This is a genomic window from Salinispora mooreana, assembly GCF_000379065.1.
Lineage (GTDB): Bacteria > Actinomycetota > Actinomycetes > Mycobacteriales > Micromonosporaceae > Micromonospora > Micromonospora mooreana.
On the sequence record NZ_KB900614.1, the window covers coordinates 1,486,850 to 1,510,403 of the forward strand.

The 23,554-nt window shown below is 66.8% G+C and carries 24 protein-coding genes, 5 pseudogenes and 1 CRISPR repeat array (1 of these 30 only partly in view); of the genes and pseudogenes, 19 read left to right on the forward strand and 10 right to left on the reverse strand.

What is annotated here, in order from left to right:
- The 4 genes and pseudogenes from SALPAC6_RS25475 to SALPAC6_RS0107155 all read left to right on the forward strand — a co-directional run.
- Positions 1 to 632: transposase (locus SALPAC6_RS25475; protein WP_018252740.1), on the forward strand; the 632-nt coding region annotated here is incomplete at its 5' end.
- Between the two features lie 25 nt (positions 633 to 657).
- A pseudogene (locus tag SALPAC6_RS30945) lies at positions 658 to 899 on the forward strand (hypothetical protein); the annotation flags it as partial.
- On the forward strand, positions 896 to 1,210 hold the full coding sequence (locus tag SALPAC6_RS0107150; RefSeq protein ID WP_018252741.1) for a hypothetical protein: 315 nt from the start codon (positions 896 to 898) through the stop codon (positions 1,208 to 1,210). The pseudogene SALPAC6_RS30945 and the gene SALPAC6_RS0107150, both read left to right, overlap by 4 nt.
- Positions 1,207 to 1,608, forward strand: a complete 402-nt coding sequence (locus SALPAC6_RS0107155; RefSeq protein ID WP_018252742.1) for a hypothetical protein — start codon at positions 1,207 to 1,209, stop codon at positions 1,606 to 1,608. Before SALPAC6_RS0107150 ends, SALPAC6_RS0107155 begins: the two co-directional genes overlap by 4 nt.
- 133 nt (positions 1,609 to 1,741) lie before the next feature.
- Here the strand turns inward: SALPAC6_RS0107155 and SALPAC6_RS0107160 are convergent, their stop codons facing one another.
- From SALPAC6_RS0107160 to SALPAC6_RS0107170, 3 genes are read right to left on the reverse strand one after another with little or no spacing between them, the layout of a single operon-like run.
- Positions 1,742 to 2,644 (reverse strand): hypothetical protein, encoded by a 903-nt coding sequence (locus tag SALPAC6_RS0107160; RefSeq protein ID WP_018252743.1) that lies wholly within the window; start codon positions 2,642 to 2,644, stop codon positions 1,742 to 1,744.
- 13 nt (positions 2,645 to 2,657) lie between these two features.
- A complete protein-coding gene (locus tag SALPAC6_RS0107165; RefSeq protein ID WP_018252744.1) occupies positions 2,658 to 4,169 on the reverse strand; it encodes a relaxase/mobilization nuclease domain-containing protein in 1,512 nt (503 codons plus the stop codon).
- Complete coding sequence (locus SALPAC6_RS0107170; protein ID WP_018252745.1) at positions 4,169 to 4,528, reverse strand: plasmid mobilization protein; 360 nt, start codon at positions 4,526 to 4,528, stop codon at positions 4,169 to 4,171. The genes SALPAC6_RS0107165 and SALPAC6_RS0107170 overlap by 1 nt, the downstream gene beginning before the upstream one ends.
- Here SALPAC6_RS0107170 and SALPAC6_RS28875 point away from each other — a divergent pair.
- Entirely contained in the window at positions 4,523 to 4,771 is a 249-nt protein-coding gene (locus SALPAC6_RS28875; protein WP_018252746.1) for a hypothetical protein, read from the forward strand. The genes SALPAC6_RS0107170 and SALPAC6_RS28875 overlap by 6 nt on opposite strands.
- A gap of 21 nt (positions 4,772 to 4,792) precedes the next feature.
- Here the strand turns inward: SALPAC6_RS28875 and SALPAC6_RS31175 are convergent.
- Positions 4,793 to 5,792 (reverse strand): annotated as a pseudogene (locus SALPAC6_RS31175) (zeta toxin family protein).
- Entirely contained in the window at positions 5,789 to 6,082 is a 294-nt protein-coding gene (locus SALPAC6_RS0107180) for a hypothetical protein (RefSeq protein ID WP_018223861.1), read from the reverse strand. Before SALPAC6_RS0107180 ends, SALPAC6_RS31175 begins: the two are co-directional and overlap by 4 nt.
- A gap of 58 nt (positions 6,083 to 6,140) precedes the next feature.
- On the opposite strand from SALPAC6_RS0107180, the gene SALPAC6_RS0107185 reads away from it, so the two are divergent.
- From SALPAC6_RS0107185 to SALPAC6_RS27375, 6 genes and pseudogenes are all read left to right on the forward strand, one after another.
- Positions 6,141 to 6,350 carry a DUF397 domain-containing protein gene (locus SALPAC6_RS0107185; protein WP_018252747.1) on the forward strand — a complete coding sequence of 70 codons (210 nt, stop codon included), beginning with the start codon at positions 6,141 to 6,143 and terminating at the stop codon, positions 6,348 to 6,350.
- A gap of 268 nt (positions 6,351 to 6,618) precedes the next feature.
- Positions 6,619 to 6,945 (forward strand): hypothetical protein, encoded by a 327-nt coding sequence (locus SALPAC6_RS0107190; protein WP_018252748.1) that lies wholly within the window; start codon positions 6,619 to 6,621, stop codon positions 6,943 to 6,945.
- 341 nt (positions 6,946 to 7,286) lie between these two features.
- Complete coding sequence (locus tag SALPAC6_RS29340) at positions 7,287 to 7,748, forward strand: hypothetical protein (protein ID WP_162561533.1); 462 nt, start codon at positions 7,287 to 7,289, stop codon at positions 7,746 to 7,748.
- Between the two features lie 96 nt (positions 7,749 to 7,844).
- Positions 7,845 to 8,792, forward strand: coding sequence for a bifunctional 5,10-methylenetetrahydrofolate dehydrogenase/5,10-methenyltetrahydrofolate cyclohydrolase (locus SALPAC6_RS31180; RefSeq protein ID WP_162562059.1), 948 nt, complete (start codon positions 7,845 to 7,847; stop codon positions 8,790 to 8,792).
- Positions 8,789 to 10,141: an amidase gene (locus tag SALPAC6_RS27370; protein WP_080636016.1), complete on the forward strand. Its 1,353-nt coding sequence runs from the start codon at positions 8,789 to 8,791 to the stop codon at positions 10,139 to 10,141. The genes SALPAC6_RS31180 and SALPAC6_RS27370 overlap by 4 nt, the downstream gene beginning before the upstream one ends.
- A gap of 168 nt (positions 10,142 to 10,309) precedes the next feature.
- Positions 10,310 to 10,633: pseudogene (locus SALPAC6_RS27375) on the forward strand (metal-dependent hydrolase); the annotation flags it as partial.
- Between the two features lie 94 nt (positions 10,634 to 10,727).
- On the opposite strand, the gene SALPAC6_RS0107215 reads toward SALPAC6_RS27375, so the two are convergent.
- Positions 10,728 to 12,116, reverse strand: a complete 1,389-nt coding sequence (locus tag SALPAC6_RS0107215) for an IS701 family transposase (protein WP_018252752.1) — start codon at positions 12,114 to 12,116, stop codon at positions 10,728 to 10,730.
- A gap of 70 nt (positions 12,117 to 12,186) precedes the next feature.
- Between SALPAC6_RS0107215 and SALPAC6_RS27380 the strand changes: the two are divergent.
- Together SALPAC6_RS27380 and SALPAC6_RS0107225 are read left to right on the forward strand one after the other, a co-directional pair.
- Positions 12,187 to 12,552, forward strand: a pseudogene (locus SALPAC6_RS27380) (hypothetical protein); the annotation flags it as partial.
- A 145-nt stretch (positions 12,553 to 12,697) separates the two neighbouring features.
- Positions 12,698 to 13,810: an ISAs1 family transposase gene (locus SALPAC6_RS0107225; RefSeq protein ID WP_188115237.1), complete on the forward strand. Its 1,113-nt coding sequence runs from the start codon at positions 12,698 to 12,700 to the stop codon at positions 13,808 to 13,810.
- On the opposite strand, the gene SALPAC6_RS0107230 is transcribed toward SALPAC6_RS0107225, so the two are convergent.
- Together SALPAC6_RS0107230 and SALPAC6_RS25495 are read right to left on the reverse strand one after the other, a co-directional pair.
- Positions 13,793 to 13,984 carry a hypothetical protein gene (locus SALPAC6_RS0107230; protein ID WP_018252754.1) on the reverse strand — a complete coding sequence of 64 codons (192 nt, stop codon included), beginning with the start codon at positions 13,982 to 13,984 and terminating at the stop codon, positions 13,793 to 13,795. The genes SALPAC6_RS0107225 and SALPAC6_RS0107230 overlap by 18 nt on opposite strands.
- Before the next feature lie 39 nt (positions 13,985 to 14,023).
- Positions 14,024 to 14,939, reverse strand: a pseudogene (locus SALPAC6_RS25495) (IS982 family transposase).
- Positions 14,940 to 15,311: 372 nt separating this feature from the next.
- Between SALPAC6_RS25495 and SALPAC6_RS25500 the strand changes: the two are divergent.
- A complete protein-coding gene (locus SALPAC6_RS25500) occupies positions 15,312 to 15,878 on the forward strand; it encodes a hypothetical protein (protein WP_018252756.1) in 567 nt (188 codons plus the stop codon).
- A gap of 63 nt (positions 15,879 to 15,941) precedes the next feature.
- Here SALPAC6_RS25500 and SALPAC6_RS30005 read toward each other — a convergent pair whose 3' ends face one another.
- On the reverse strand, positions 15,942 to 16,922 hold the full coding sequence (locus SALPAC6_RS30005) for a helix-turn-helix domain-containing protein (RefSeq protein ID WP_033666921.1): 981 nt from the start codon (positions 16,920 to 16,922) through the stop codon (positions 15,942 to 15,944).
- 365 nt (positions 16,923 to 17,287) lie between these two features.
- Here SALPAC6_RS30005 and SALPAC6_RS0107250 point away from each other — a divergent pair, with 365 nt between their 5' ends.
- The 3 genes from SALPAC6_RS0107250 (at position 17,288) to SALPAC6_RS0107260 (ending at position 20,056) form a co-directional block, all read left to right on the forward strand.
- A complete protein-coding gene (locus tag SALPAC6_RS0107250) occupies positions 17,288 to 17,527 on the forward strand; it encodes a hypothetical protein (protein WP_223874357.1) in 240 nt (79 codons plus the stop codon).
- 279 nt (positions 17,528 to 17,806) lie between these two features.
- Positions 17,807 to 19,204, forward strand: a complete 1,398-nt coding sequence (locus tag SALPAC6_RS0107255) for an FG-GAP repeat domain-containing protein (protein ID WP_018252759.1) — start codon at positions 17,807 to 17,809, stop codon at positions 19,202 to 19,204.
- 291 nt (positions 19,205 to 19,495) lie between these two features.
- Complete coding sequence (locus SALPAC6_RS0107260) at positions 19,496 to 20,056, forward strand: recombinase family protein (protein WP_018252760.1); 561 nt, start codon at positions 19,496 to 19,498, stop codon at positions 20,054 to 20,056.
- Here the strand turns inward: SALPAC6_RS0107260 and SALPAC6_RS29345 are convergent.
- Positions 20,026 to 20,673, reverse strand: a complete 648-nt coding sequence (locus SALPAC6_RS29345) for a hypothetical protein (RefSeq protein ID WP_162561546.1) — start codon at positions 20,671 to 20,673, stop codon at positions 20,026 to 20,028. The two genes, SALPAC6_RS0107260 and SALPAC6_RS29345, sit on opposite strands and share 31 nt — an antisense overlap.
- Positions 20,674 to 21,018: 345 nt before the next feature.
- On the opposite strand from SALPAC6_RS29345, the gene istA reads away from it, so the two are divergent.
- Both istA and istB read left to right on the forward strand, forming a co-directional pair.
- Positions 21,019 to 22,299 carry an IS21 family transposase gene (gene istA / locus SALPAC6_RS0107270; RefSeq protein ID WP_018252762.1) on the forward strand — a complete coding sequence of 427 codons (1,281 nt, stop codon included), beginning with the start codon at positions 21,019 to 21,021 and terminating at the stop codon, positions 22,297 to 22,299.
- A complete protein-coding gene (gene istB, locus SALPAC6_RS0107275; protein WP_018252763.1) occupies positions 22,300 to 23,094 on the forward strand; it encodes an IS21-like element helper ATPase IstB in 795 nt (264 codons plus the stop codon).
- 124 nt (positions 23,095 to 23,218) lie between these two features.
- Positions 23,219 to 23,554: a CRISPR direct-repeat array (repeat unit 30 nt; unit sequence GTTGCGATCCCTGGTAGGGGCGATGAGGAC) (it continues 759 nt past the right edge of the window).

The following is a 23,554-nucleotide window of genomic DNA, read 5'->3' on the forward strand; positions in this document are numbered from 1 at the left end:
CCCACCTGATCCGGGTTCTGGCCCTGGACACCGACCTGTGGCAGCACCCGGTGCGCATCGCCGACTCCACCCCGGTGGAGTGCGGACGCTCCCGCGAGACCGTCAAACGCTCTGATCTGGCCGGGTGGGCCACCTACGGCTACTGCGCCTCGCACTCACGTCGCTTCTGGGGCCTGCGTCTGCACCTGGTCACCACCGTGCACGGACTGCCCGTGGCATTCGCCCTGGCCACCGCCAAGACCGACGAACGCGAAGCACTCATGGACCTGTTCGACCTGGACACCGGCCTGTTGACCCATCCCGACGGGCTGACCCTGGCCGTGGACAAGGGCTACCGCGACGCTGCCACCGAACGACAGCTGACCGAACGCGGCGTCACCATGATCCGCCCCGCCTACCGGACCGAGCAGCCACGCCCCGGACGGACGCTACTACGCGCAGTACGACAAGGCATCGAGTCCGTCAACCAGACCCTCAAAGGTCAACTCGACCTCGAAAGACACGGCGGCCGTACCGCCACCGGCGTACTCGTACGCGTCGCACAACGCATCCTCGCGATGACCGCCGCGATCTGGCACAACTGGACCACCGGCCAACCCGTCATGCGCTCCCTCATCGCGTACGACCACTGATCCCTCGGAATAGATCGTCTAGTGCACCCACTACGAATTCTCCGCGCTCAACGACCTAACCACCTGCCTCGACGACCTGATCCGCCGGCTAACTGCACGCGGGCCCGCCCACCTGCGGCAGGCACGGCTGCTGGCACCGACCGGAAACATTCGTACACATGTTCTATCCACATGCTGTGGATAGGGAGCCGAGGTAGGGGGGCCGTCAACACCCGTTGGCGCGCTTGCCGACATCGCGGGTACTACCGAAGTAAGGTTTCGGTATGACTGAGTTCCGTAAGTTGTCGATCAGCGTGCCTCCGGATGTGGCCGAGACCCTGGAGAGCCAGGGCAAGGGGCGGGCGAGCGCCTATGTGACGGGGGCGGTGCGTGCGCAGCGGGCGTGGGAGCAGTTCCGCGCCGAGCAGGCTCGGCGGGGCGTCGCCATCACTGAGGAAGGGATGGCGGCAGCTCGTGCTCGCCGGTACGCGGTGCAGGCCGAGTGGACGCCCGAGCGGTACGCCGCGCTGCAGCAGCAGGTGCGTGAGCACATGGAGCGCGGGTTGTCCGACGGCGACCAGCAGGCACCGGCCGCGTGAGCGCCGAGGACCAGGGGGCTCCGATCACCCTGGTGTTGGACCGGTCGGCGGTGCTGGCGTACGTGGCCGGGTCGATCCACGCTGTCGAGCCGGTAGCGGAGGTGGTCACCGACCGGCAGCGGGTAGGCGTCACCAGCGTCACCGTCGCCGAGGCCCTGGCGCTGCTGGCCGATCCGAAAGGCCGCGAAGACCTGCACGCGCTGCTGGGTATGGATGCCTGCGTGGTACTGCCGACCTGGGGTGAAGACTGGCTGGAGCTGGCCTACTGGCGCCAGGTCACCAGCCGCGCCGACCTGGCCACGACGGTACGGGCAGCGCTGGAACATCAAGCGTCGATCCTGACCAGCGAGGGGCACCGCTACGGCGACGGCCTACCCGTAATCCACATGCCCGGATAGGTCCTGCGGATGGACAGCGGGGTACAGCGCATCACCCATCCTGCCGCGTGAGGGCAGCGTCGATCAGTTGGATGGATCGGGGCTGGGCGCGCTGGCAGGTGCGGCAGGTAATGGGGGTCGGTGGCGCTCGGCGCTATCGGCCCGGCGCCGCCATGGACACACTCGACGTGGCAGGGCGGACAGTAGGCTGCTGTTCCTCACTGGCTGAGGCGACCTCGGTGACCGCCGAAATCGTTGACTGCGGAAACGCGGACGCGGCCACCGCTGCCGGCTCGGTGCCGTGTCGGCTCTGCATCCGCACTGTGCCGAGATCAACGGTTTCGTCGAGCTGGTCTTGCACCACCCGGCACGCGTAGGCGGCTGGCCGCTGGGCCCGGTCCACGAACCTGGACACGCCGCGTAGAAGCTGCTGCACGTCGTGGCCAGTGTGCTGCGCCTGGTCCAGGGTGTATGCCAGGGCACCCCAGGCCTCGCACCCGATCACCGTGTCGGCTCGCTGCCCAGGCCATGCCTTGTGCACCTCAGCGGCCATCCGCTCGTGCCTGTCGCTCACCGCCTCGGCGGACATCGGCAGCCGCTGAGACTGTTCCGTGTCCTCGGACACCGCACGGTCGACGGCATCAGACAGCGCCTCGATGCCGTCCGGTTCCGCTGCGGGCTTGTGTGTCTCGGGCCCCACCCGGCCCGCCCGTTTGGCGAGTTGGTCGACGACCATCTGCCGCGCCTGCTGCGCCCGGGGGTCGACGTGGTGCCACGTGGATGCGGCACGCCACACCCGGGCGATGTCCTCCGTCCCCGCGGTGCGCCACCACCCCGTCCGCATCGCTGGCCGCCACACCGCCGCGTCGGCCTGCTGCGCGGCACGGGTTTGGGCGCGTATCCGGCGGGCCTGCTCGTCGCTGGCACGCGCCGCGCGCTGCAGCTGCATGATGCGGGCCTCGATGAGTACCTGCGCCACCTCGCCGGCGGCCTGGATCATGGCGGTGACCGCCGCGGTAGCCCGCTGGTGGATCTCGGCCATCTCGTTGTCGGGCACTACCTCGTCCTCCTCATCGCTGCGCTTCCCCGCCCCCGCTCAGATCTCGGGGTCGGACCGGGCCGGGCACGGTGTGGGGCTGCGCCTGCGGCGTGCTGCTCTGGGCCGGCACCTGCACCTGGTCGACGCGCGGGACGCCGGGCTGCAGCAGGGGCATCAGATGCGCCGCGGCGGCGGCAGCTGCGCCGGCGGCGTGGGCCTGCTGCTGGGCGGCCCGCAGCTCGGCCAGCGCCACAACCAGCCGCGCCGCCTGAACCACCACGGCCAGCAGGATGGCTGCCTCCCCGCCGTTGCGGGCGTGCCCAGCGACCAGCAACGCATCCGCCACCCGGCCCAACTCGGCGGCCACCGACGACGCTGCTGGCGCCGGTGCGCGACGCGGTGGTGCCGCCGCACGCGCCAGGGCATCGGCGGCGCGGGTCACCGGACCCCGCCCGGATGGTTCGGCGCCCGCCGCTACCCGGGCCAGCAGCTCGGCGCTGGCCCGGGTAGCGGCCGGCCACTGCGGCGAGTCGGGAGCGATCCGGGTCAGCCGGACGCTGATCGCCTCCAACGCGGTGGCCGAGGATCGCCACACCGCCATCCGGTCCTCACCGCTCAGCCGGATCCGCGGTGATTCCGTGGACCCCGCTGCTTTCCACTGGCTCGTCGTGGGTCGCTCGACATCGGGCCACCGTTTACGGACCTGGGGCAGACTGAGGTCCCCGTCCAAGCTGCCCCCCGCGTACCAGGTCGGTCGGCCAGAACTGGTCGGTTGCACCGCGACCACGTACCCGACCACCTGCTGCGAGTCCGTTGCCGCGGTGCGGGGTGCCACCAGTAGGCCCGCGGCCTTCATCCTCGCCACCCAGTCGGCTTCGCCCTCGGCTCCAGCGAGGGCTGCTCGGACCTGTCGGCGCAGCAACTCCCGCTCCGGTGTCTGGCCGCTGCGCCGGGCCCGGTCGACCTCCGGCCGGGTCAACTCCGGCCGCTTCGTCGTACCGGCCCGGCCGGGTGTCCACTTACCCAGGCCGAACTCGTCCTCCCGCAGGTCGGCGACCTGCTGGCTGCGCCGCTTGTCCTGCCGCAGCCACACCGGTGCCCCGTCCTCGGCAGCGAGGGTGACGACCACATGTATGTGGTCGTTGCCCTTTGCGGACAGGCCGTGGCGCACCGCGATCCATCGGCACCCGGCCCGCTCGGCGTCACCGGCGAAACCCATCCCGGTCACGAACCGGCCCGCGATACGCGACCAGGTGGCGTCGTCGAGCTGGCCCTCCTGCGCGGGCAGGCTCAACGAGCACTGCCACACGTACTGGCGCACTCCGCGCTCACCGGCGGCGATCTGCGGCGCGTCCAGCCGCGCCGCCAACTCCTCCAGCGACCAGCCGCCGTCGTTGTGCGCACGCTGCTGTGGGGCGAGCAGCGCGACGTCGTCGTACCCGGCAACCAAGTGCGGGTTGACATGTTCCTCAGCCTTTCCCGGCCCCCACAGGTACTCCAACAACCCGCGGACCCGACTGCCGTAGGTGACCTTCGGAATCATCAGCGGCGACCCGTCTGCGCGGCGGCGATCGCGGTGACGAGGTCGTCAACGCGCGCCGCGACCCGCGCCAGGTATGCCGCGGTCGCGGTCAGGTCCCCGGCCGGCTCACCGGTCGAGTGCAGCCGCGCCACCGCCTGGTTGAGGTTGTGCGCCGCGCCCCGTACCTGCCGGTGCACACCCATCAGCTCAACCAACAATGGCCCGGTCTCCGCGGCGCCATCCGGGCCGGCGGAAGCGGGCACGAGCGGCGCCGACCCGGCTTCCGCCAGATACGCCGAAGTGGCCAACCGGGCCGCCGCCGCATTCGCCTCGACCGCCGCCGCCTCCGCCTCGGACAACCGCACAGTCACCCGATGCACACGCGGATCATCATCGGTATGGGCACGCCGCCGGCGGTGGCTCGCACCGAACCGGACCACACCGACCTGCGCCGGATCAGCCACATCGACCACCCTTCCGACGAGCATCAACCGCCGCGTTGCGGCCGGCCGCTACGCGGCCCGTCTGACCAAAAGTCAGACTTTTACTCCAACTTCCTCCGTCAGGACGAGCGCGGTGGGCACGCCGAGGCTCCGAACGAAATCGACCTCCACCGGACGTAGTCGGACACCGTGTAGTGCCCATTACCGGGAGGCCGCCCGATCGCCACCTACACCCCTCACCGAGGATGTACCTGTAACGCTGCCCCGGTCACTTGTCGCCTGACTCAGAGTCGCCCTGGTCGGCGAGGGGAACGCCCGGACCGCGGTATCAGTGAACGTACGGTCGGCAGCAGAGTCGAGGTGAGCCACAGCCCTACGGACCGCCTCAGCGAGAGCCGGCTTGAGATGCTCACCAATGCGCTCTGCCGTAGAGCGTGCACGCTGCGAAAAGTCGTCGCGCTCCTCGGCCGTCCATGCCCGTGATCGCTCGCCTTCGATCGCCTCTCGCAAGCGGGCCGGCTCGCTCCAGCTGCCGCTCTCGTCCAGGGCGTTGCGGTAGAGAGTCTCGCCACCGCGGCGCACCACATACGCCGCGTCAACGAGACGCTCATCCTCCAGCCGATCAGCTGTGACAAGCACGGCCGGGTACGCCCTGTCATGGATCTCGGGCGACACGAAGCGGCCAACACCGTGTTCGTTTCTCTCCCGCTGATACCGGTCAAGGACCGCTAACAGACTGCGCGCTTTGCACCGCGACGAAGACATACTCCACCCGGTACCCGGCCTGGTGGAACTCGTCGAACCGAGCCGCTGCCCAGTCCGCCCCGGCCAACGGTGCGCTGATGACGGCATCACACTGTTGCCCCCGAATGTGCTCGGCGAGCATCGTCCACCACCGGCTAGCAGCATCAGCTAGCAGCGCACGCACGGTCTGATCGTTCTCGGCAGCCAGCCTGGCGTAGTCCGGGTGGTACTCAAAAAGGTCGTCCCCGTCAACCGCGACCGCTTCCTCACGCCCTAACTGAACAACAACCTGCGACTCGACGGTGGTCTTAGCCGCACCCGGCTGCCCGGCGATGAACACGACCACCGGGTGTTCCCGCGCGGCGCCGGTATACACCGGTCTGATCTGCTCTTCGAAGATGCGCCGCGACTCCTCCTCGGGAAGCCGGAACATCGACGGATCCGTGTTCGCGGTCATCGCGGCTCCGAGACCTCCCGCGCCAACGCAGGATAGTCACGCATGACTCGCTCGATCTGCTCCCGGTCATCCAGAGTCAACAGGCGTCTCTCCCGCGCATACCGCTGCTGCGCCGCCACCAACGCGGCACGCTCCTCAACATCCACCGTCTGACCCAAGCGACTGCTGTAGGCCGCGATCACCGCACCGATCGCCGCCCTGGCCGACTCGAAATCAGCGGCATCCTGCTCGCTCCACCTACCCAGATCGTTAAGCCGCCCTGCATACCGTCCCCGGTCACCCTCCACCATCCGCTCTCCTCTCAAATACGCTTTGCTCGATCGAGCCGCCCTGTGAAAGGACGACGACATGAACCCTGACTTCCCTGCTGACCATGCTCTGTGGCGCAAGAGCAGCCGCAGCCTGAACGAGAACGCCCAGTGCGTCGAGGTCGCCCTGACCCCGCACGCCATCGGCATCCGCGACTCCAAAGACCCCTCCGGACCAGCCCTACTGATTACCGCCACGGGGTGGAGCACATTCATCGACCTGATCAAGAGCAACAGGCTGCGTACCTGATCTACACGACGGCCCTGACGGCACACACCAGGAGCCCACCCCGTGAGGGCTGCAGACGATAGCCGGCCGCCGTCCAGCGTCAAGGGCGCTACGCGTCGCTGCGCGATGGGCCCATGGCCCACCCTTGACCCTGGCCACCGTCCTTGGCTAACAACCAGGACGCCCCCACGGGCCGGAAGCAAGGGTGGAAAGGCGGTAACACAAGGATCGATCTTGCCCACTATGCTCTGCCTCCACAGCACCCGGCCGTCGTATTGGGGAGGACTCCATGGCCGACCAGACCGCTAAAGCCGTCCGTAGCCAAACCGAGAAAGCCGCGCTCGCGCTGCTGCGGGAGCGCACCAATCTGGTCGGGGAGGCGGCTACGGCGCGGCACGAGCGAGACCAACTCGCCGAGGCCCTGCGCCAGGCAACCGACCACTACAACACCCGGTACGCCGCCGCGGTGGCCGGCGGTTGGACCGCCGACGACCTGGCCCGCCTCGGACTGGGCGCACCAGAGTCCAACTCGCCGCGACGCCGACGCCCACCCCGCCCAGCTACCGAACCGGAATCGGCCGGCGAGCAGGGCGTCCAGGCGGGAGTCGAGCTGTAGCGCGACAGCTCGCGTGGTGGCCTGCCCCGCCGTGGCAGGGCAGGCCACCCGGTTGGCTACCCGCATCACGTTGTAGGTTCTCGTTGATCTTGTCCCTGGTGGTGGCGGGTGACCTGGGCAATGCCGATGGCTTCTCAATGGTTTGTCATTGCTTTCCTCTCGCCGATCTGTCCCTTTCTTGATGACCTTGGTTCCGGTGTCGTGCGGGTGAGGCAGCCGGCGGGTTCCCGCTCGGTGGGGTCTTGTCACAGCACCGTGGTGCGCGGGACATCACCACTGGCGAGCCGCTTACTCTGCCCGTAGTCACGACAACCAGGTTGGCCTAACAGGAGGTGCTAGAAGTGACCAATGACTCGCCAGTCCTCAAATCTGACAGTCACCTGAGCGCAATCGTGCACTGGTCGCACCACCGCAACGGGCGGGCACATTGCCTGGTACGTCTATATCGTCTCAGCGATCAGGTTACCGCAGTAGCGTCTGAGATCCGCTCCAACAGCGACAGCTACGGCATTGCCGATGACATGGCCGGCGTTGCCATGCAGGCGCTAGAACTTGCACAGGAACACCTCAACGTCGAGCCCAGAAACATTACCTGGATCGCCCATCACGGGAATTTCTCCTATTACGACGCTTTTGATCCAGACACATTCACCGCCATCCCTTTAACCTGGGACGGCCACCGCTACCAGGACAAACTTGAGGATCACCGCCTGCTGACCGAGAATCAGGTACACGAATTACTCGGCGGTCGCATTCTGGAGCCGGTGCCCGCCACACTCGCGCACCTCGGCTGGCCCAACTGAACGGTGCCAAATATGGTCACTGGAACCGAAAACCAAATCTCAGGCCGAGAGATCCTACGAAACGTCCATAATCTCTACGTCGGCTACCGCGACTCCATGGCATCTCTCGACAAGAGAGCAACAATCATCCGAGTCGAGGCCGCAACTCACGACCCTGCGGATTGGAAAATACGCTCGGATGCCTCACGGATCTCAGCCGAACAGAAGGTCGCAAACTTTACCAAAATTGGCCTACATACCGACCATCTAGTTCTTCCGTCCCACGTCACCCCAGCGCAGTTCAGCGCCGCCATCGAAAGCGCTAACATCAGCCCCGCTGTAACCGCAATCATCGTGCAACAGCCAGTCCCGGCCCGGCTGCGTCAATTTGTGCAGGGTATCGCACCACACAAGGACATCGACGCCCTCACTGAGGCATCCAGCCGGCAGGTGTGTGCGACTGCCGAAGGGATCTGGCGAGTGGTACGACCCTTCGCCCAGGATGCGCCATCCATCGCTGTCGTGGGAGCCCACGGGTTTGTCGGGCGCGGTGTCGTCAGCCGACTCGCCGAGCACGGTCACAAACCGCGCCAACTCGATCTCGGCGACGACCTGGACGCAGTTCGAGAAGCCGATATCGTCGTCTCGGTAACCGGCAGCCCGGGCATCCTTGGCCCACAGCACATACGTCCACACCACCGGCTTGTGGTCGACTCCGGATTCGTGCCAGCACCCAACGGGAAAGTAGTTGGTGACATCTCCCCCGAGGCCACCAAGATCCCGCAAAACATTACCCCGGTACCTGGTGGTATCGGCCCCGTCGAGATGGCCGTCCTAGTCGAGCGGGCTATCCAAAAGGAGCTGCAACCTGAGCTGGAGTCGTGGCAGTACAAAGGACGTCCATATCAGGAACGCTTGAGTGAAGTCGACGCCTCCCGAGCTGCAGCCCTCGCCTTCCCCACCCCGACTCGCGTACCTCGCCAGGAGGGGCCGAGGACCACAAATCGGCCTCCCTACCAACAGGCTGGCCACGAACAAGGGACCGACCGAGACACACAGCGATGAGTTTGAACCCCGACACTGACCCGGCGCCCCTCAACGCCGTCGAGATCGCAAGGATGGTCAACAGCGGTCAACTCTGCCCCGTGGATGTCGTCGAGGCCGCCTTGAGACGTATCGCGGCCATCGACCACGAACTACGGGCCTTCCGAGAGGTCTGGCCGGACCAGGCACGTAGTGCCGCGTACGAGCTACAGCGCATTGTCAGCACCGGCGTCAACCTGCCTCTCGCCGGAGTCCCGATCGGCATCAAGGCCACCGAAGGCATCGCCTCGCTACACGCCAAACGCCTCATCGCCGCCGGGTGTATCCCGATCGGCACCACGGCCGTGCCTCGCGGCACCGATTGGCAGACCTGGGGGCATACGGACCGCGGGCCCACCACCAACCCATGGCGAGTCGACCGCACCCCCGGTGGGTCATCCGCCGGCTCCGCAGCTGCAGTCGCCGCGGGTCTCGTACCGCTGGCTACTGGCAACGACGGTGCCGGATCTCTCCGGATTCCGGCTGCCTGGTGCGGCGTGCTCGGCGTTAAGACCACCAATGGCCTGCTGTCCTCCGTGAACGCTCTCAACGCACCTGGTCCGCTGGCCCGCACTGTCGCTGACGCCACCAGCTACCTCGACGCCATCCTCGGCACACGACTTGCCGAACACCTCGCCACCCCGCCACGAGGGCGACCAATCCAAGCAGTGTGGTCAGTCGACCTCGGCTACGCCGAGGTCGACCAGCAGATAGCAAGAATCGCCCATGCTGCCGCAAACCGACTCGCCAAGGACGGATTCCTCCAATGGGTCGAACACGATCTAATCCTGAACGACCCTGAACCCGCATGGAAGGAACTCAGAACACAAACATCGACCGATAAAACTCACCCCAAAGAACTGCACATGCACAACACCCACCAACTAGCCAAACTGTTCTCTGCTGCCGATATCCTGGTCACCCCGACAACCCCCTACACCGCTCACGGCCATGCGGGACCAGGCAAGCGCCTGAATGTAGCTCTGACCTGGGCATTTAACGTCAGCGGCCATCCAGCAGCCAGCATCCCTGCCGGCTTCGCCCCTGACAACACGCCTGTGGGCTTCCAAATCGTCGCCCAACACAACCGCGAAGACCTACTTATACGAACGGCTGCAGCCTTACAACACACCCAACCGTGGCCGAGTGCATACGAAGAAGATGCCAAATGGGGCCCCCAAAGCCACCACGGCGGCCGGGCACGGAGGCATCAGGGGCAAGGTGACCCGGACCGCAGCGCCGGCCACGGCGCGAGGACCGGAAGCACCGCGGCAGCACTGCTCTCACCAACCCCGTGCTCGACTGAGACGTGTCGGCCTTCGCTTGAGTAGCTGTCCCAGCCCGCCAAGTATTTGATCTTTATATCGGGGTCGGGAACGTGAAACGGCACCCTCATCCACCGCCCCCGCACTCGACTGCGATACATCGATGCCATTGCTTTCTGCGATGCTTCTCTCGTCTGGTGTGGAGCGTGGGCGGATCGAGGTGGTGCCACGGTGATGGGGCGATCTCACGCGCTGTCCGGGGCGGTGATGTGGCTGTGTGGGTGCGCGGAGGTCGCGGTGTGGGGCGCCCAGCCCGCAGCGGGGACGGTTGTGGTGGGTGCGGCGGTCGCTGCGGGTGCCGCGTTGCTGCCAGATATTGATCATCCAGGATCGGTTGTTGCTCGGTCGTTGGGCCCGGTGACGCGTGTGATCGCTCGAGGGACGGCGGCGGGGGCTGCGGCACTACGGCGCTCATCTTGTGGTTGTTGCACGGGCCGGGGCGGACATCGGGCGGTGACTCACACGCTAGTGTTCGCGGTGGCCGCCGGCCTAGTAGTGCTTTGTTAGGTTGGGACGAGTTGGTGGCAGAGGGGGCAGAACCCGAGCCAGGTCGCGAGTAGGTATTGCAGTTCGCGCAGGACGGCGTAGAGGCTCAGGTCTGCCCCGCTGCTTTTGGGCGTGTCAGCCTCAGTTGGGTGAGGAACAGGTGGGCGGCTGCGGTGAGGGTGACGTGGCGGTGCCAGCCGGTCCAGGAGCGGCCCTCGAAGTGGTCGAGGCCGAGGGCGGTTTTGAGCTCGCGGTAGTCGTGTTCGATGCGCCAGCGGCTTTTGGCCAGGCGGACCAGTTCGGCAAGCGGTGTGCCGGCGGGGAGGTCGGACAGCCAGTAGTCGCTGGGTTCGTCCTGGCCGGGGGGCCATTGCACGAGTAGCCAGCATTCGGGCAGGACCCCGTCGTCGCCGCGGTGGGGTCCGCGTCGGACGGCCCGGCCGGCGGGACGCACCCGCAGGGCGAAGAAGTGCCCGGATAGTTCACCGGCGGGCTGGTCCGGGTCGCGGTCGGGTGTGGGTAGCCGGGCGCGCCAGCGCACCAGCGTCGTGGCGTCGGCGCCGTGGGTGAGGGCGAGGTGTTTCAGGCTGCGGGCCGGCTGGGGGTAGCGCGGTGTGGGGTGTGGGCCGACACCGGCGTAAGGCACCTCGACCGGTTGGGCGTCGCCGGGTTGCGCGGTGGTCGACGACGTGGTCGCGACAATGTAGCCGATGCCGCGTTCGGTCAATCCCTGACGGAACTCGGCGACCTGCCCGTAGCCGGCGTCGGCGGTCAGCAGCGGCGGACGTAGTCCCCACTGGGCCAGCTCGTCGAGCATGTCCAGGGCCATCAGCCGCTTCGGCCGGTACCGCTCGGCGTCCGGGACCTTCGACGCGGTGCGGCGCCGGCGGATCTGCGCGATCTGCTCAGCGGGCGGCAGCCGCACCCGGGTGTGTGGCTTCTTCGCCCCGGCCGCATCGAGGGTGACCGGCTGCTGACGCAGTCTGCGGGCGTGCACGTTGGCGGGCTTGCCGTCCGGGCCGGGCACGCAGCCCTCATCCCAGGACTCCGGCAGGAACAACCGCCAGTTCAGCACCGCCGACGCCGTGTCAGTCGCCGCGTGAACCGTGACGGCGATCTGGCAGTTGGCGACCTTTCCGAGAGTGCCGGAGTACTGCCGGGCCACACACGCCGAGGCCTTGCCGTCCTTCGGGAATCCAGTGTCGTCGACCACCCACACCTCAGGCGCCACCACCTCGACCGCGGCCGTGGCCAGCCGCCGCCGCACACCGCCGACATCCCAGGTGGACGAGGTCAGGAACTGCTGCAACTGCTGATGATCCACCCCGAGCCGCTGCGCCATCGGCTGCATCGACTTCCGCCGGCCATCCAGCATCAACCCCCGCAGATACCGCAGACCCGTCGCCCGCTGATCCGACCGCCGCAACCCCGCGAAGATCCCCGCCGCGAAGTCCTCCAACCGCCCCCGCACCCGGGCGAGTTCCCGCTCATCCACGCACCGCAGCCAACACCGCCACCATGCTCACACAAGCGACACGCCACAACGACCTAACAAAGCACTACTAGTGGTGTCGCTGGTCTGCTGGCTGGAGGGCGATGTGGCCGCAGCGGTGGTCGCCGGGTTGGCGGCGGCGTTGGCAGCGCGTGGATTGCTGCGCCGCCGTACGCGGGGGATGTTCGGTGCGGCGGGAGTGGGGCTGCTTGTCGGGGTGATGGCGGCGGCGCTGCCGGGTCCCGGGGGTGGTTGGTGGTGGCTGGGTGTGCCGTTGGGGCTGGGTTGCCTGACTCATTCCCTCGGCGACGCGTTGACGCACTCGCGGGTTCCGCTGTTGTGGCCGATCCGGGTACGGGGCTGCCGGTGGGCGGCGTTGGGTATGTGGGCAGGGCCCCGGCAAAGTCGTGGACGTGTCCGGGATGAGGCATTCGGCTGAGAAGCGCCGGAGTTGCGGGCAGTAAGGCGGGCATGGCCGGTTCAGATGATCATCAGGGTGTCGAAGCCTTGATCGTCCGAAGTGAGCCATGCCCTCGCTGCCATCATCGCTGATCTCGTCTGTGTCCTGCGCACCGGCTGTTACGGTGCCCGAAACCGCTGCTGGGCTGGCCGCAGCGCTGGCCGGCCTGCCGGATCCTCGCGCCCGTCGGGGCGTGCGGCACCGGTTGGCAGTCGTGGTGACTGCGGCGGTGTGCGCCGTGGTGGCCGGCTATCGCTCGTACACCTCGATCGCGGAGTGGGTCGCCGACGTCCCGGCCGCGACCGCGCTGGCGTTGGGTATCGCCCCGGACCGGCGTCCGTCGGAGGCAATGATCCGCAGACTCCTTCAGGCCCTAGACCCGGACCAGCTCACCAGGGCGATCGGTGTCTGGCTCACCGCACGGTCGGCGACTGCGCCGTCAACGGCGTGGCGGGCGATCGCCGTGGATGGCAAGACCCTGCGCGGCTCCCGCACCACCGATACCGCAGCCCGGCATGTTCTCGCGGCCTGCGACCAGGCCACCGGTGTGGTCCTGGCCAGCACCGATGTGGACGGCAAGACCAATGAGGTCACCCGGTTCGCACCGCTGCTCGACCAGATCGGCGACCTGCGCGACACCGTGATCACCGCCGACGCGTTGCACTGCCAACGCGATCACGTCGCCTACCTCGCCGAGCGCGGCGCGCACTGGATCCTGACCGTCAAGGCCAACCAGCCCAGCCTGCACGCCCAACTCGCCGGCCTGCCCTGGCAAGCGGTCCCGGACGCCGCACGCGACACCGACCGCGGACACGGCCGCCGCGAGATCCGCACCTGCAAGATCCTCACCGTCTCCACCGGCATCGACTTCCCACACGCCGCCCAGGCTCTACAGGTCCGCCGCCGCAGACGCCGCCTCGACCAGCCGAAACGCTTCACCACCGAGACCGTCTACGCCATCACCGACATCCGCGTCCACCAGGCCAAACCCACCCAACTAGCCGGCTGGATCCGCGACCACTGGTCGATCGAGAACAAGGTCCACTGGGTCCGCGATGTCACCTACGACGAAGACCGATCCCAGATCCGCACCGGCACCGGCCCCGAAGTCATGGCCGCCCTACGCAACGCCGCGATCGGCGCCCTACGCCTGGCCGGCGTCACCAACATCGCCGCCGCCAACCGACATCACGCCCGCGACAGCACCCGCCCACTGGCCCTACTCGGCATCACCTAACGACTTTGCCGGGGCCCTGGGGGGCTTGGCGGCTATGACGGTGAACTCGAGTTCGAGGGTGCCGGCGGCCGCCGCGGCGGCGAGCATGGCGGTGTACCCGGGGTCCGGGGAGTAGAGCGTCCATCGGCGGCCGCGGGCGTCGAGGACGAACAGCAGCCCCTGTGAGAGCTCCAAGCCCTCCGCCTAATCGCCTAGACGATCTATTCCGAGGGATCAGTGGTCGTACGCGATGAGGGAGCGCATGACGGGTTGGCCGGTGGTCCAGTTGTGCCAGATCGCGGCGGTCATCGCGAGGATGCGTTGTGCGACGCGTACGAGTACGCCGGTGGCGGTACGGCCGCCGTGTCTTTCGAGGTCGAGTTGACCTTTGAGGGTCTGGTTGACGGACTCGATGCCTTGTCGTACTGCGCGTAGTAGCGTCCGTCCGGGGCGTGGCTGCTCGGTCCGGTAGGCGGGGCGGATCATGGTGACGCCGCGTTCGGTCAGCTGTCGTTCGGTGGCAGCGTCGCGGTAGCCCTTGTCCACGGCCAGGGTCAGCCCGTCGGGATGGGTCAACAGGCCGGTGTCCAGGTCGAACAGGTCCATGAGTGCTTCGCGTTCGTCGGTCTTGGCGGTGGCCAGGGCGAATGCCACGGGCAGTCCGTGCACGGTGGTGACCAGGTGCAGACGCAGGCCCCAGAAGCGACGTGAGTGCGAGGCGCAGTAGCCGTAGGTGGCCCACCCCGGCCAGATCAGAGCGTTTGACGGTCTCGCGGGAGCGTCCGCACTCCACCGGGGTGGAGTCGGCGATGCGCACCGGGTGCTGCCACAGGTCGGTGTCCAGGGCCAGAACCCGGATCAGGTGGGTGATCTGCGTGCCGAGTGTCCGCAGCCGCTTGTTGTACCCGGGCTGTTTCGGGATGTAGGGGAACAGGTGGGTCAGGTTCATGCGGGCGTGACGGATCCAGCGGGCTTCCTTGTGGTAGCCGAGCAGGGCTTGCAACACCGACAGGGTGATCAGTTCGGCGTCGGTGATCTTCGGGGCGATCCCGATTGCGGGTCGCCAGCGGGTGAGCTGGGGCGACGACTTCAACACGTCGTCGATCTTCACGTACAGTGCGGTGGCGAGGGTGTCCCGATCGACGTGCACGTGGCCTCCATGGTCATCGTTGCTCAGCAACGTCGATCATGGACGCCCTCGCCTCTCTTCGCTGTCCCCGTACCCCTTGGAATAGATCGTCTAGTCGTAGCTTCCAGCCCGGAATCAACGGCAACGCTGGTCAAGCGGCGGCACGAGCGACACCCGTTGCCCTGCGGTAACGGGGCTCTGACCAGCGTTGCCGTTGGTTTTCGGCCGTTTACTACGGCTAGGCCATGGTGGCACCATGACCCACGCTCATCGGCAAAGCGCGTCGGGTCAGCACGTCAGCCCGGTCCAGCGGAGCCGTGATCCACTTCACCGCGACGGCGGAAAGCCCGAAATAGACGTGACGTTGACCGCCAGGTCGTAGATCTTGATGGCGTGAAGGCAGACGACATGAACGACGGCGAGAACTGGACCGGCGGTTTCTACGAGCTGTACCTGATTCTCGGTCCCGCCAATGATGACAACCTCGACCGAGCCGTACGGACGCTCTGGCGTGCCGCAGGCGTCGACGGCTGTCGTGTTGCCGGAGTCGACGTTTCTGGACTCGTGGACGTCGCCGCGTTGCTCGAGCACGGTCACCTACGAGGGACGCTGACGCTGCCGTCCGGCGACCGCGTCGTCTGCGGCGGGTATTCTTCTCGATACGAGGACATCGACAGCTTGGGCCTCTATCTGCCACTCGGCGCTCTGGTCCGAGTTGATCGCGGAATCGGCGGCTACCCCTTCGACGAGCACAGCGGTGTGGGGTCGCTCTCTTGGCGTTCCCCGCTCGACCGTTGGCTCGCCGACGTGGCAGCCGTCGTGCACGGTGGCGTGCCTTTGCAGCGTGCTCTGATCGGCTTCGAGGTAGACGAGGATGCCGACATAACCGCCGACCGGCGATATGCCGCCGTCCTCGTGCCGTCTCCCGAAGGCTTGGACTACCGTCCCGCTACCGCCTGACATGGGCGTGGGCGAGAAGTGAGTTGGTTGGGTCGGCTGGTGGTCATGGTGGTCCTTCTCTACCTATAGGTCGTTCCAGCCGCGTTGTGTGGCGCGTACGCCGGCTTGGAAGCGGCTACGGGCGTCGAGCCGTTCCATTAGGCTGGCGGTCATTCTTCGTATGGTGCGTAGAGAGAGGTTGAGTTTGCGGGCGGCGGCCTCGTCGGTGTGGCCGTCGGCGAGGATGCGCAGTAGTTCGCGTTCGGATGGTTCGATGCTGTGAATGTCGATGGGCTGTGCGAGGCCGATCGGCCGGGCGGTGCGCCAGATCTGCTCGAAGAGGGCGTAGATGACAGCAACTATGCTGGGGTCATCGACCTCAACGGCGCCCTTGCGGGTGTCGGTTGCATCGAGTGGCAGCAACGCCACTCGTCGGTCGATTACGACTGTCAGCATTGGCAGGGTGGGGCTGGTGCGGATCTGCCCACCGAGATCGGTGAGCCAGCGTGCGTAGCCGACGACTCCACGGTCGTTGCGGTAGCTGTCCTGGTACACGCATCGGATGATGACGCCTCGTTCGAGGGCGAGTTGGTTTAACGGCTTGCTCGACTCCCTACCATCTGGGGCCTGGGCGCCACCGGGGTTAAGCGAGACGCACTCGACCTCAGCGCTGGCCGCCAGTTCCTCTAGTCGGAAGCGGACGGCGTCCACACTTTCGTGTCGATGTACGCCCTCCTGGTCGCGGGAGGCAAGATGACTTGTTGCCATGGATTTGATGGCTGCGCGAGTGGCTTCGACCTGACGCTGACGATGTAGTACCTCCGCCTCGGCCTGAACTAGGAGCGCTGCCAGACCCGTTTGTGGAGATACTGGTCGCAGGTCGCCTGATTTGTCCGAGGACGGCCGGACAAGGGCTAAATCGGCAAGTTCATCGAGCGCCGTGCGGACGGTCGTCTCGTCGAGTCCCATATGGGTGGCGAGGCCAAGGACGCCCACGTTGGGTAGCGCCAGCATGGCTCGGTAGACCTGTTCGGCCTGGCTTGACACTCCCAGTGATTCCAGCATGGACAGCCCTCACCCTCCCCCATGGTGGGTTAATTATGCGTGCATGATCGGCGGCCTGCAAGCTCGAATCTTCTGTCGTAGACCGTGGGCAGCAAAGTGCCAGACACCTTGCTGCCAGTTTGGAAGTAGTGACATCGCAAGCCGCAGACGGAAGGCTTCCAGTCAACGGAACATCGATCCGTAGGGAAGAAGTTCAGCGAACCGTCGGAAGTAAGTTGCTTCCAATTCTTGCCACAAGAGGAGTATGTCATGAACGTATCGATTCAGGGCTACGGTTCCCCCGTTCCCACAGTTCTTTTCCTCGAGTTGACGGTCGCGAGTTCTGCGTCGGCTGGCGGCGGTTTTGAGTGGTCTTAACCATGCGGATGGTGACCTTCGAACTCGACCGCCCGGCGCCCCTGCGGCATATCGGCGACGAGGTGCTACGGGACCTGGTTTGGGCGCATGTTCGACGTGAGGAGCAAGTTGAACACATTCGGGTACGAGCCGGGCCCGACCACGTCTCGGTTGCGTTGCTCGTGCTGGCTGCTGACCACGCTTCCGCCGAGAAGGTGGCCCGGGATATCAGCAGCCGCGTACGCGCTCTACCCATATTCACGAATTGAAGGCAACGGCCTCCGGTCATTTCAGTAGCAGAGCGAGGGAATGGAATGGAGCTTCTAACAGGTTGTGGATTGACTAAATTGACGACGCGAACGGGTCCGAGGCACGGTAATCGCCGGGACGGACTAGAGAGCGCGCCCGCCAGTCCGTAGCGCTTGAACTCATCGCAGCGCCGAGCCTGAGCGCACAGTAGCCGACCTGCGCCCGTCAGCCGCGTTCCTCGACACCGCGGCCGGCGCAACATATCCCGAATCAAGAATGACGAAAAGAGCATGACTGCCATGTTGTTTCGACGGCTAACCAGCCTGACCCTCGGCGCCGCTCTGGCCGCCGGCATCGGCCTGACCGCCGGCGTTGCCACCACCGTCACCAGCGCCCCGCAGGCAGCCCACGCTGCCTCCAGCGTGGGTGGCCAGATCACCCGTGACGAGATCCTGAACCGCGCCAAGTACTGGTACGACAACCGGGCAAGCATCGGGTACAGCCAGACCGGGTGGTACCCGGACCAGAATGGTAGAAAATATCGGACGGACTGCTCGGGGTTCATCTCCATGGCCTGGCACCTCTCCGCTTCGGCATGGACCGGCAACCTCGACACCGTCGCAACCCAGATCAACAAGAACGACCTGCAACCGGGCGACGCCCTCAACTACAAGACCAAGCACGCCATCCTCTTCAAGCGCTGGATCAATCAGTCGACCGGCACCTTCGAGTACTACTCCTTCGGGAGCTATCCGGTGAAGATCGGGACGGAAACGCTTACGGGCGGCTCCGACGGCCGGATCGACTCGCACCTGGCGAGCAGTTACGTGGCGCTTCGCTATCGAAACGTCGTCGGCAACACCGAGCCGCCCGTACACAACCCTTTCCCAGCCGATGTGACGGGTGATGGTTTCCACGACCTGATCGGGAGGAAGTCCGACGGAACGCTGCTGATGTACGCCAACAACTTCGTCCGGGACGACGGCGTCCCCTACAACGCCTCCCAGCAGATCGGCAGCGGCTGGAGCAGTGCCGACCGGATCGTCCACGCCGATGCCACCGGTGATGGTTACGCTGACCTGCTTCTGGTGAAGGCCGACGGGAAGATGATCCTGTACCCGAACAACATCGAACGTGACAACGGAGTCCCGTTCAGCTCCCCGGACTCCCGCGAGATCGGCCACGGCTGGGACGGCTTCGACATGATCGTCGGTGCAGACGTGACCGGCGACGGGTTCACCGACCTCGTGGCCCGCAAGACGGACGGAACCCTGTGGTTGTACCCGAACAACTTCGTCCGGGACGACGGCATTCCGTACAGCACCCCCCAGCAGATCGGCCACGGCTGGGACGGCTTCGACATGATCGTCGGAGCGGACGTGACCGGCGACGGCTACACGGACCTCGTCGGCCGCAAGACGGACGGAACGCTGCTGCTGTACGCGAACAACATCGAACGTGACAACGGAGTCCCGTTCAGCGCCTCCCAGCAGATCGGCCACGGCTGGGACGGCTTCGACATGATCGTCGGAGCGGACGTGACCGGCGACGGCTACACCGACCTCGTCGGCCGCAAGACGGACGGAACCCTGTGGCTCTACCCGAACAACATCGAACGTGACAACGGAGTCCCGTTCAGCTCCCCGGACTCCCGCGAGATCGGCCACGGCTGGGACGGCTTCAACAGCATCATCTAGCAGCGCCACCTGACGGCGCGCCCGGCCTCGGTCGGGCGCGCCGCCGCAGCCCGAGGCCGGGGACAAGACCCTGCAAGGGATCGTCTTGGCGACCAAGCCCGCGGCATCGGTTGCGCAGTCACAGTCCGATGCCCACTGACAGTGGGTGTGGTGTTGGGGTGTACCCCAACACCACACCCATGGCCGGCACCGGAATACGTCAGACTAGGGTCCAGTGTGGCGTTTCTTGACGCTTGTCTGGTCGGCCCATAGAGTCCAACCTGACAGAACCGGGTCGGAGAGGGCGAAACGATGCGCGTCGGGTACGTCAGAGTGAGTACCGTCGACCAGAACACGGTCCGGCAGCTCGATGGGATCGAGGTGGAGCGGGTCTTCACCGACAGGGCGTCCGGCAAGGACACCGCCCGGCCGAAGCTCGACGAGCTGATCGCGTTCGTCCGCGACGGAGACACGGTCATCGTGCACTCGATGGACCGCCTCGCCCGCAACCTCGACGACCTGCGCCGGCTCGTACGCACCCTGACCGGCAAAGGCGTGCGGGTCGAGTTCGTCAAGGAGAGCCTCACGTTCACCGGCGAGGACTCACCGATGGCCACCCTGCTGCTGTCGGTGATGGGCGCCTTCGCCGAGTTCGAGCGCGCACTGATTCTGGAACGCCAACGCGAGGGCATCGCCGCGGCCAAGCAGCGCGGCGTGTACACCGGCCGCAAGCCCGCCCTCACCGCCGAGCAGGCGCAGCAGTTGCGTGAGCGCGTCGCCGCCGGTGAGCGCAAGTCCGCGCTGGCCAAGGAGTTCGGGATCAGTCGCGAGACGGTCTACAGCTACCTGCGCGCGGCGGCCGTCGCTGGCTGACTGGCGGGGAACTGCAGGTCCAACTCGGCGCCATCCGGCAGGAAGCCGGCCGCGACGCCGACGTCTTTCAGGAAGGTGATCTGCCGTTCCCATGTCTCCTGGCGGTGGCTGCACATCGTGAGTAGCCCCAGGAGTTGCCGGGCACCGTTGGATTCGGCGCGGGCCTGATCGAGCGCGGTTTCCGCCGCGGCGGTGAGGTCCGGCCAAGCGGTACCGAATGGCGAGGGCCGGTCACCGTCGTACACCCGAAACGGCGTGGTCGGCTGGATAGCGGCGCCGAGAACGCCGCGAGCGGTGATCCGACCGTCGGCGGCCAACTGCAACGCGACCGCCGCGGCGTGCAGCATCGTCTCCTGGGTGGGCCAGTCCATGTGCTCGTACGGCTTCCAGGTGCCCATGCCAGCTCGGACCGGTTGCCCAACGGTCTCCCAGATCAGCGTCAACACACGGCCTCCGATCTTGCCGGCGGCGCTCGGTGACAGGCCCACCTCGTGCAGCAACGTGCGCAGCAGCCGGAACCACACGCCGGCGGGCACGTCCCGGCCGAGCAGGCTGACCCGGCCGGTCATCAGCGCCTGGTGGGTGTAGCGGTCCAGGTCGGCAAGCGGCGCGGCCACCGGCACTGGATCCGACGGCCGGCCGTGCCGCCATCTCGATGTCGACGGTGGTGGCATCCTCCAGCCGGCAGCCGTGCTCGCCGCAACTGACCATCAGCGGTAGCCGACCCAACAGCGCGCGGCCCCTGCCCGGCAGGCCGGCGCTGACCGGGCACGTCCGGTTATGCCACTGCCGGGGCAGCCACGGTCCGCGCCACCGCCGGTATCGGGCGAGCCCGTTGCCGATGCCGGCGCGGGGTGCGTCTTTGATCCACGACCAGTTCGATCCCTGGTAGGGGTGTCGACGACGCGCTGAGACTGACCCTCTAGCGGCGGATTGGGACTGACCCCTCCGAGGCTGGAGGGGTGATCGCATTGGAAGACTGGGCTGAGGTCCGTCGGTTGCATCGGGCTGAGGGTGTTCCGATCAAGGAGATTGCGCGTCGGTTGGGTTTGGCGCGTAACACGGTCCGTTCGGCGCTTCGGGCCGAGGCGCCGCCGTCGCGTGAGCGCGGCCCTCGCGGTTCGTGTGTGGATGGGGTCGAGCCGCAGGTCCGGGCGTTGCTCGCGGAGTTCCCGCGGATGCCGGCGACGGTGATCGCTGAGCGGATCGGGTGGACGAAGTCGCTGACGATCCTCAAGGACCGGGTTCGGGAGCTGCGTCCGTTGTTCGTTCCGCCGGACCCGACCGACCGAGTGGAGTACGACCCGGGTGAGGTCGCCCAGTGTGATCTGTGGTTCCCACCTCAGCCGATCCCGGTTGGTGGCGGGGCTGAGCGGATCCTGCCGGTGCTCGCGATGACCTGCGGGTACTCGCGGGTCACGGACGCGGTCATGATTCCCAGTCGCAAGGCCGGAGACATCCTGGCGGGGATGTGGGAGATCGTGGCCGGGTGGGGTGCCTGTCCACGGACCTTGGTCTGGGATCGGGAGGCCGCGATCGGTGGCACCGGGAAGCTCACGACGGAGGCGGCGGCGTTCGCCGGGACGATCGGGGTGCGTATTCGCCTGGCCCCGCCCAGGGATCCGGAGTTCAAGGGGTTGGTCGAGCGGCGCAACGGGTTCTTCGAGACCTCGTTCCTGCCTGGGCGTGTGTTCACCTCGCCGTTCGACTTCAACGTCCAGATCAGCGACTGGCTCGTGCAACGCGCGAACACGCGCGTCCTGCGCGCGATCGGCTTGACGACGCCCACGGCTAGGTGGGCGGCGGACCGGGCCGCGATGGTGGCTCTGCCGCCGGTGGCGCCGGCGATCGGGCTCACGCATCGGGTGCGGCTGGGGCGGGACTACTACGTGCGTATCGACGGCAACGACTACTCCGTGGACCCTCGGTGCATCGGCAGGTTCATCGACGTGCTCGCCACCCCCGCCCGGATGGTCGCCTCGTGCGCCGGGCAGGTCGTGGCTGATCACGACCGTGACTGGGGCCATGCCCGCACGATCACCGATCCCGAACATCAGGCCACCGCCCGGCTGCTGCGCCAGGACTTGGCTGCCCGCCGGCGGCAGGCCTCGACTCGTTCGCACGCTGATGGACACGTCGTGGCGATCCGTGCCCTGCCGGACTACGACGCCCTGTTCGGCGTGGACTTCGACCCCCGCCCCGACGTCGAGGCGGTCCAGAAAAGCGCAGCTGAGGGGAAGTAGATGACCACGATAACGAAGACCAGACCGGCGCCGGACGGGCTGGGATCCAAGCTCGCCTACCTCACCAGAGTCCTCAAGACGCCCACGATCGGGCGGACCTGGGAGACCTTGGCCGACCAGGCCAGACAGGCGAACTGGTCGCACGAGGAGTACCTCGCCGCCGTGTTGGAACGGCAAGTCGCCGACCGCGAGTCCGCCGGCACGACGATGCGGATCCGCACCGCGCACTTCCCGGCGATCAAGACCCTGGAAGACTTCAACCTCGACCACCTGCCGAGCCTCCGCAAGGACGTGCTCGCGCACCTGGCCACGGCGACGTTCATCCCGAAGGCGGAGAACGTGATCCTGCTCGGCCCGCCCGGCCTGGGCAAGACCCACCTGGCCATCGGGCTCGGGATCAAGGCCACCCAGTCCGGCTACTCGGTCCTGTTCGACACCGCGACGAACTGGATCGACCGCCTCGCCCGCGCCCACCACCGCGGCGCCCTGGAAGCCGAGCTGAAGAAGATCCGCCGCTACAAGCTCATCATCGTCGACGAAGTCGGCTACATCCCCTTCGACACCGACGCAGCGAACCTGTTCTTCCAACTCGTCGCATCTCGCTACGAGGCCGGCTCCATCCTCGTCACCTCGAACCTGCCGTTCGGGCGGTGGGGCGAGGTCTTCGGCGACGAAGTCGTCGCCGCCGCGATGATCGACCGCCTCGTGCACCACGCCGAGGTCCTCACCCTCGCAGGCGAGTCCTACCGCACCAGAGCCCGCCGAGAACTCCTCGCGAAGGACCGCAACAAGTAGCACGAAACGACCTCCGGGGGGTCAATCCCAAAACGTCGATAGGGGGTCAGTTCCAATCCGCCGTTGACAGGTAGGGGCGATGAGGACGTGGTGCCCATCTCGGTACGCCCGGCCCGCTGGCTGGGTTGCGATCCCTGGTAGGGGCGATGAGGACCGCACATCCGCCGGGGTCCGCCGGCTGTCCTCCACGTATTGCGATCCCTGGTAGGGGCGATGAGGACCGCGCTGACGCCCCGTTTTTCCGGCCGATCACCTCAGGTTGCGATCCCTGGTAGGGGCGATGAGGACTGGCTGACACGTACCCCGTGCCGTACGTGGTGTCATGTTGCGATCCCTGGTAGGGGCGATGAGGACCGCACCATCCAGCACGTCAGCGAGCAGGTCCCGGTGGGGTTGCGATCCCTGGTAGGGGCGATGAGGACACGACGCGCAGCTGCTCCCGCACCTCCGCCGCCGTGGT

Bases quoted from the DNA above. Each gene is read 5' to 3' on its own strand.
- SALPAC6_RS0107180 (WP_018223861.1), bottom strand. From the start codon at position 6,082: ATGGTGGAGGGTGACCGGGGACGGTATGCAGGGCGGCTTAACGATCTG.
- istB (WP_018252763.1), top strand. From the start codon at position 22,300: ATGACCACGATAACGAAGACCAGACCGGCGCCGGACGGGCTGGGATCC.
- SALPAC6_RS27370 (WP_080636016.1), top strand. From the start codon at position 8,789: ATGAGTTTGAACCCCGACACTGACCCGGCGCCCCTCAACGCCGTCGAG.
- SALPAC6_RS31180 (WP_162562059.1), top strand. From the start codon at position 7,845: ATGGCATCTCTCGACAAGAGAGCAACAATCATCCGAGTCGAGGCCGCA.
- SALPAC6_RS0107190 (WP_018252748.1), top strand. From the start codon at position 6,619: ATGGCCGACCAGACCGCTAAAGCCGTCCGTAGCCAAACCGAGAAAGCC.
- SALPAC6_RS0107165 (WP_018252744.1), bottom strand. From the start codon at position 4,169: ATGATTCCGAAGGTCACCTACGGCAGTCGGGTCCGCGGGTTGTTGGAG.
- SALPAC6_RS0107150 (WP_018252741.1), top strand. From the start codon at position 896: ATGACTGAGTTCCGTAAGTTGTCGATCAGCGTGCCTCCGGATGTGGCC.
- SALPAC6_RS30005 (WP_033666921.1), bottom strand. From the start codon at position 16,922: ATGCTGGAATCACTGGGAGTGTCAAGCCAGGCCGAACAGGTCTACCGA.
- SALPAC6_RS0107250 (WP_223874357.1), top strand. From the start codon at position 17,288: ATGGTGACCTTCGAACTCGACCGCCCGGCGCCCCTGCGGCATATCGGC.
- SALPAC6_RS0107185 (WP_018252747.1), top strand. From the start codon at position 6,141: ATGAACCCTGACTTCCCTGCTGACCATGCTCTGTGGCGCAAGAGCAGC.
- SALPAC6_RS0107260 (WP_018252760.1), top strand. From the start codon at position 19,496: ATGCGCGTCGGGTACGTCAGAGTGAGTACCGTCGACCAGAACACGGTC.
- SALPAC6_RS0107255 (WP_018252759.1), top strand. From the start codon at position 17,807: ATGTTGTTTCGACGGCTAACCAGCCTGACCCTCGGCGCCGCTCTGGCC.
- SALPAC6_RS28875 (WP_018252746.1), top strand. From the start codon at position 4,523: ATGCACACGCGGATCATCATCGGTATGGGCACGCCGCCGGCGGTGGCT.